Here is a 6241-nt window from a genome sequence, read left to right on the forward strand (position 1 = left end):
GGGGGCTGCTTTCCTGGCGGGGCTCTGCGTGGGCACCTGGGCGTCGCAGGACGAACTCTCCCGGCTCTGGAAGAGCGACCGGGTCTTCGAACCCAAGATGGACGAGGCCCGGCGGGAGGAACTCTACGCGGGTTGGAAGCGAGCCGTGGAACGTTCGCTGGCTTGGGCCCAATCGGAGTAACCCCACCCGCGTCCCTGGCAGGGGAACTCCGCCTGGCCCTGAGAGGCCAGGCCTCCGATGCTCCGGAGGAGCGACCGGCCCCTGGAAGCGAGGCTTCCAGGGGCCGGTCCCTCTTCTCGTCCCGCTCTTGGAGGAAGGCGGCGCCACTCGCCTCCGAGGCCGGTCGGCTCCGGGCGGTTGGCTACCGGTCGGGGTCCTCGGCCTCCCAGCCGATGAGGCGCAGGAAGCCCCGCTTGGCCAGCGGGCCCACCCCCAGGACCAGCACGGCCCCGGAAAGGGCGGTGATGAGCTGGGGCGTGGACATCATGGCCTGGACGGGCGGCGGCACGCTCACCAGGTGGGTGGCCGCATAGCCCAGGAAGGCTGCCTTCAGCACCGCGGCCACCGCCGCGCCGAGCCAGGCCGCCCAGCGCCGACCGGTCCGGTGGAAGGCCCAGAAGACCACGACCAAGAGCGCGTTGCCCGCGGCGATGAAGGGGACCATGGGCACCGCGGCCGGCGGGATGATGCCCCGCCACAGGGCGACCACGGGGGTGAGGGCGCCCACCGACGCCCCGTAGAAGGGGGGCGAGGTGAGGGCGGCGGCGAGCAGCACCCCGTTCACCACCGTGCCCGTGATCAGCTGGGGCAGTCCCAGGATCTGGATGGCAAAGGCCAGCACCAGGAGGAGGAGGCTCCGGAGCGCGTGGTACGCGTGGGCCTCCAGAGGCCGCCTGGCCGCCACGGCCAGCCGACGAGTCTCCATATCCAATCCCTCCCTTCAAGTTGGGGCGCCGTGGCGGGCTGCCGTCACAGCGCCGTGCCACCCTGGGCCCGGACCTACCCCTGGGCCAGGAGCTGGTCCAGGTCCACGGGGGCGTAGGTGGTGTGGAGCAGGCGATGGGCCACCGCGGAGCCCGGCTCGCCCAAAAACTCCTGATAGATCCGCTGGATGGCCGGGTTCTGGTGGGAGACGTAGTGGGGCTTCTCGTCGTCGATGGCATGCAGGCCAGCCGCCCGCCGCTGGATCCGGGCCAGGGGGGCGTGGCGGGGCTGGCCGCCGCCGTCCACGCAGCCGCCGGGGCAGGCCATCACTTCGATGAAGTGGTAGTTCCGGTACGCGCCCGTCTCCAGGAGGCGCCGGGCGCCCTTGAGGCCGCTCACCACCGCGCACCGGACGGTGACGTTGCCCATCTCAATCTCCACCGAACGGAGGTCGTCCCAGCCCCGCACCGCCTGGAAGGCGGGCCGGGGCGGGATCTGGCCCGTCACCACCGAGTAGGCCTCCCGCAAGGCCGCCTCGGCCACGCCGCCGCTGGCGCCGAAGATGGCCGCCGCCCCCGTCGACTCCCCCAGGGGATCGTCGAAGGGCTGGGGCGGCAACGCCCTGGGGTCGATGCCCGCCTGGCGGAGCATCCGGCCCAGCTCCCGGGTGGTGAGGACGATCTCCGTCTCGGGCCGGCCGTCGGAGCTGAGTTCGGGCCGGCTGGCCTCGTCCTTCTTGGCGGTGCACGGCATGATGGAGACCACCGTCACCTGCTCGGGATCGAGGCCGGCCACCTGGGGGTAGATGTGCCGGAGGACGGAGCTCAGCATGCCCTGGGGTGAGCGGCAGCTGGACAGGTGGGGGACCTGGTCAGGGAAGTGGCGCTCCAGGAAGCGGACCCAAGCGGGGCAGCAGGAGGTGAAGAGGGGGAGCCGCTCGCCCCGTTGGAGGCGCTGGAGGAGCTCCCGGCTCTCCTCCATGATGGTCAGGTCGGCGGCGAACTGGGTGTCGAAGACCGCGTGGAAGCCCATGGCCTTCAAAGCGCTGACCAACTGCCCCGAGAAGTCGCCGGGGACACCGTTGGGCCCAGGGGTGCCATTGGTTGCCGGCCCGCCCCAGAGCTCCGCCGCGCTCACCCGCACCGCCGGCGCGATCTGGGCGACCACCACCCGGTCGGGATCCTGCAAGGCTTCCCAAACCCGGGACACGTCATCCTTCTCGGTGAGGGCGCCGGTGGGGCAGGCCAGGCTGCACTGGCCGCAGGAGACGCAGCCGCTGGTGGCCCAGTCCACCCCCAAAGGCGGGGCCACCTGCATCCGCATGCCCCGGCGGACCAGCCCAATGGCCTCCACCGCCTGAACCTCGCTGCAGACCCGCACACACCGCTGGCAGAGGATGCACTTCTGGGGGTCGTAGGCGAGGGCCGGGCTGCTCCGATCGGGCGGCAGGGGGCGGAGAACCGTCTCGTAGTCCCGGTGCCGCACGCCGTACTGGACGGCCAGGGTCTGGAGGTCGCAGTCGCCGGACCGCTGGCAGAAGAGGCAATCGTTGGGGTGGCCGGCGAGCAGCAGCTGGAGGACCGTCCGCCGGGCCTCCATCACCCGGGGCGAGTGGGTGGAGACCTCCATCCCCTCCCGCACCTGGGTGGAGCACGCGGCGTGAAGGCGATGGTCGCCCGCCAGCTCCACCAGGCAGAGGCGGCAAGCCCCGATCCCTGGCATGCCCTTCAGGTAGCAGAGGCTGGGGACGGGAAAGCCGCTGGCCTGGAGGACCTCCAGGAGGTTGGCCCCCTGGGGCGCCTGGATGGGCAGGCCGTTCACCCGGATGGTGACCATCTCCGCCGGGCTTTCGGCCTGAGTCTGGAGGGTGGCGTTCCTCTTCAGCTCGTTCTGCATCGGTCAGCCCCCCTAAGCCGCCGTGATGGCCCCGAAGGCGCAGACCCGGCGGCAGATGCCGCAGCGGCTGCACAGCTCCGGGTCGATCTGGTGGACTTGGCCCTTGGCCCCGTTGATGGCGTGCTGGCCGCAGGAGCGGGCGCAGACGCCGCAGCCGGTGCAGAGCTCAGGCACGATGGAGAAGGTCAAGAGGTCGGTGCACTGGCCCGCGGGGCACCGGTGCTCCAGCACGTGGGCCCGGTACTCGTCGGCGAAGTACCGGAGGGTGCTCAAGACGGGGTTGGGCGCCGTCTGGCCCAGGCCGCACAAGGAGGCGGCCTGGACGGTCCGGGCGAGCCGCTCCACCTGCTGGAGGAGGGCCTCGCCCTCCTCAGGGCTCCGGGGTGTCCCGTTGGTCTGGGGCCGGCGGGTCATCTGCTCCAAGAGGCGGCAGAGGCGGTCGACGCCCACCCGGCAGGGAGTGCACTGGCCGCAGGACTCCTCCCGGCAGAAGGTGAGGAAGAAGTGGGCCACGTCCACCATGCAGTTGGCCTCGTCCATCACCACCAGGCCGCCCGAGCCCATGATCACCCCGGCCTTCACCAGGGACTGGTAGTCGACGGGCGTGTCGAGCATCGCCTCAGGCAAGCAGCCGCCCGAGGGGCCGCCCATCTGGACGGCCTTGAAGGTATGCCCCTCGGCCACGCCGCCGCCGATCTCCTCGATGATGGTCCGGACCGGCGTGCCCATGGGCACCTCGATAAGCCCAGGCCAGCGCACCTTGCCGCTCAGGGCGAAGACCTTGGTTCCCTTGCTCGTCTCGGTGCCGATGGAGGCGAACCACTGGCCGCCCCGCCGGATGATGTCGGGCACGTTGGCGTAGGTCTCCACGTTGTTGATGTTGGTGGGCTTGCCGAAGACCCCCCGCTCCGCCGGGTAGGGGGGCCGGGGCCGGGGCATGCCCCGCTTCCCTTCGATGGAGGCGATGAGGGCCGTCTCCTCGCCGCAGACGAAGGCGCCCGCGCCGATCTTCAGCTGGATGTCGAAGGAGAAGTCAGTCCCCAGGATCCGCTCGCCCAGGTAGCCCGCGGCCCGGGCCCGCTCGATGGCCGTCTGAAGGCGCTGGATGGCCAGCGGGTACTCGGCCCGCACGTAAATGAAGCCCTTCTGCGCGCCCACCGCGTAGGCGCCGATGGTCATCCCTTCCAGCACCCGGAACGGGTCGCCCTCCAAGATACTCCGGTCCATGAAGGCGCCGGGGTCGCCCTCGTCGGCGTTGCAGACCATGTACTTTTCCGTTCCAGGGCTCTGGCGGGTGAGGGCCCACTTCTTCCCCGTGGGGAAACCGGCGCCGCCCCGGCCTCGCAGGCCGGAGGTGGAGACCTCGTCGATCACCTGCTCCGGCGTCATCTGGGTGAGGGCCTTCTCCAGGGCCTGGTACCCGCCGCTGGCGAGGTACTCGTCCAGGCTGCCGGGGTCGATGAGGCCGCAGTTGCTCAGGACGATCCGCACCTGGTGGCGCATCATGGGGTGCTCCCGCAGCAGGGGGAGCCGCCCGGGCGCCGCCGGCTCGTCCGGTCCAGGCTGGATCAGGGCCTCCAGGGCCTCCGGGGCAGGGGTGGGCTCGCCTGGCTCCACCACCACGCCCAGCAAGAGATCGCCGGGGACAATGCCGTGATCCACGTACTCGTGCAGGACTCGCTTCAGGTTCCGCTCGGTGCAGGGGCCGAAGGAGAGCCGGGGCTTGCCGGGGAGGCGGATATCAACGATGGGCTCCCAGTGGCACATGCCCACGCAGCCCACCTGCTTCACCACCGCCTCCAGGCCCCGGGCGGCCAGCTCCCGCTGGAGCAAGGCCACAGCCTTGTCGGCCCCGGCGGCCAGGCCGCAGGTGCCTGAGCCGACGGAGAACTGGGGCAAGGCGGAACGCTCCTCCTGGTGGCGGGCGGCTTGCCGCCCAACGGTCGTCTCCATGGCTACTCCCGCCTCCGATACCGTCCCAGAATTCGGGGAACCTGCCGGGGGTTCACCCGTCCGAAGACCTCACCGTCGATGACCAGGGCCGGCGACATACTGCAGGCGCCCAAGCAGGCCACGGTCTCCAGGCTGAAGAGACCATCAGGGGTGGTCTCGCCCGTCTCGATGCCCAATTCGGACTGGAGTTGCTGCAAGAGCCCCTGGGCCCCCTGGACGTGGCAGGCCGTCCCCAGGCAGACCCGGATGGTGTGCTTGCCCGGCGGGGCCAGCTTGAAGAAGTTGTAGAAGCTGGCCACCCCGTAGGCCTGGGCGACGGAGATGCCCGCCTCGTGCGCGCACCGGATCACTTCCTGCCGGGGCAGATAGCCGTGCTTCTCCTGGACCTCTTGGAGGAGGATGATGATGGACGGTCGGTCGGAAGAGGGGTGGGTCGCCACGTGCGGCGAGTCAACGGGGAGAGGAAGAACCTTCACAGCCGGCTGGGCTTCAGCCGGGGCAGGTGCGGGTCCCGGACCAACTGGCCCAGGTGTGGGTGGAGCCCCCATACGGATCCCCCCTCGTGCCATATGGGACAATAGTGATCCCGCGGGCGTTTTGTGCTCGTGATCACAACCACATAATACTCTGAACTTGGCTGGGACGCAAGGGGCAAGAGCGAGGGAGGGGAAGGATCCGCCGGCAAGATGCGGACCCCCGCCTCGCTCTGTGAAAAAAACGCAAGAAACTAGGCTCGCCATCCCCGATGGCCAAGGAATCAAGACAAGACCTGTCTTCTGAGGATGGGTCTCAATCTTATCTGAGCGGGCGCCGGCGCGCGGCTGGCACCCGTTCGCTGGGCTCTGGGGGCTGCCGGGGTGCATCTGCAAGACCAAACATACGGCGAGGGAGTGCCGCACGGAGGGCGGCGTGGGTGGGTCATCCTCCTGGCCGTCGTCGGCCTGGCCCTCCTGGCAAGCCGTCTCTTCCGCCCTGCTGGGGAGGCCGACCTGATCCTCCCTGGTCCAGGCGTGACGGAGGTCATCCCCCTCTCCCACTACTTCCCGCCGCTGGCCCAGACGCCTGGGGACACGGCCGTCTACGTTCTGGACAGCGGGCAGCCGGGCGGGACGGCGGTCATCCTCGGCGGGACCCACGCCGATGAGCTGGCCGGGATCGTGACGGCTGTTCTGGTGGTGGAGAACGCCCAGCCCAGGCAGGGAAGGCTCTTCGTCATCCCCCACGCCAATGCGAGCGCCATCACCCACACCTTGCCCATGGAAGGGACGCCCCACCGGGTGACCATCCCGCTTCCCGACGGGAGCGCGCGGACCTTCCGGGTGGGGAGCCGGCTGACCAACCCCCTGCACCAGTGGCCGGACCCGGTGGTCTACGTGCACGCCGCGTCGGGCCAGCAGCTCTCCGGCTCCGACACCCGTAACCTCAACCGGAGCTACCCCGGACGGCCCGACGGGACGCTGACCGAGC

General features: G+C 70.3%; 4 protein-coding genes and 2 pseudogenes. 2 read left to right on the forward strand and 4 right to left on the reverse strand.

Annotated features, from left to right (window positions below; translation table 11 throughout):
- Nucleotides 1-181: pseudogene (locus FWJ67_RS10465) on the forward strand (glycerol kinase); the annotation flags it as partial.
- Between the two features lie 181 nt (nucleotides 182-362).
- Here FWJ67_RS10465 and FWJ67_RS10470 read toward each other — a convergent pair.
- The 4 genes from FWJ67_RS10470 to nuoE form a co-directional block, all read right to left on the reverse strand.
- Complete coding sequence (locus tag FWJ67_RS10470; protein ID WP_304172889.1) at nucleotides 363-926, reverse strand: hypothetical protein; 564 nt, start codon at nucleotides 924-926, stop codon at nucleotides 363-365.
- 74 nt (nucleotides 927-1000) lie between these two features.
- The gene (locus tag FWJ67_RS10475) at nucleotides 1001-2821 is read right to left on the reverse strand and encodes a [FeFe] hydrogenase, group A (protein ID WP_414482445.1); all 1821 of its coding nucleotides are present in this window, start codon (nucleotides 2819-2821) and stop codon (nucleotides 1001-1003) included.
- A gap of 12 nt (nucleotides 2822-2833) precedes the next feature.
- Nucleotides 2834-4774 carry an NADH-ubiquinone oxidoreductase-F iron-sulfur binding region domain-containing protein gene (locus FWJ67_RS10480; protein WP_414482444.1) on the reverse strand — a complete coding sequence of 647 codons (1941 nt, stop codon included), beginning with the start codon at nucleotides 4772-4774 and terminating at the stop codon, nucleotides 2834-2836.
- Nucleotides 4775-4776: 2 nt separating this feature from the next.
- Entirely contained in the window at nucleotides 4777-5250 is a 474-nt protein-coding gene (nuoE, locus tag FWJ67_RS10485; RefSeq protein ID WP_304172896.1) for an NADH-quinone oxidoreductase subunit NuoE, read from the reverse strand.
- A gap of 381 nt (nucleotides 5251-5631) precedes the next feature.
- On the opposite strand from nuoE, the pseudogene FWJ67_RS10490 reads away from it, so the two are divergent.
- Nucleotides 5632-6241 (forward strand): annotated as a pseudogene (locus FWJ67_RS10490) (succinylglutamate desuccinylase); the annotation flags it as partial.

This window comes from Limnochorda sp., assembly GCF_047459355.1.
In the GTDB taxonomy this organism is placed as follows: Bacteria; Bacillota; Limnochordia; order Limnochordales; family Limnochordaceae; genus Limnochorda.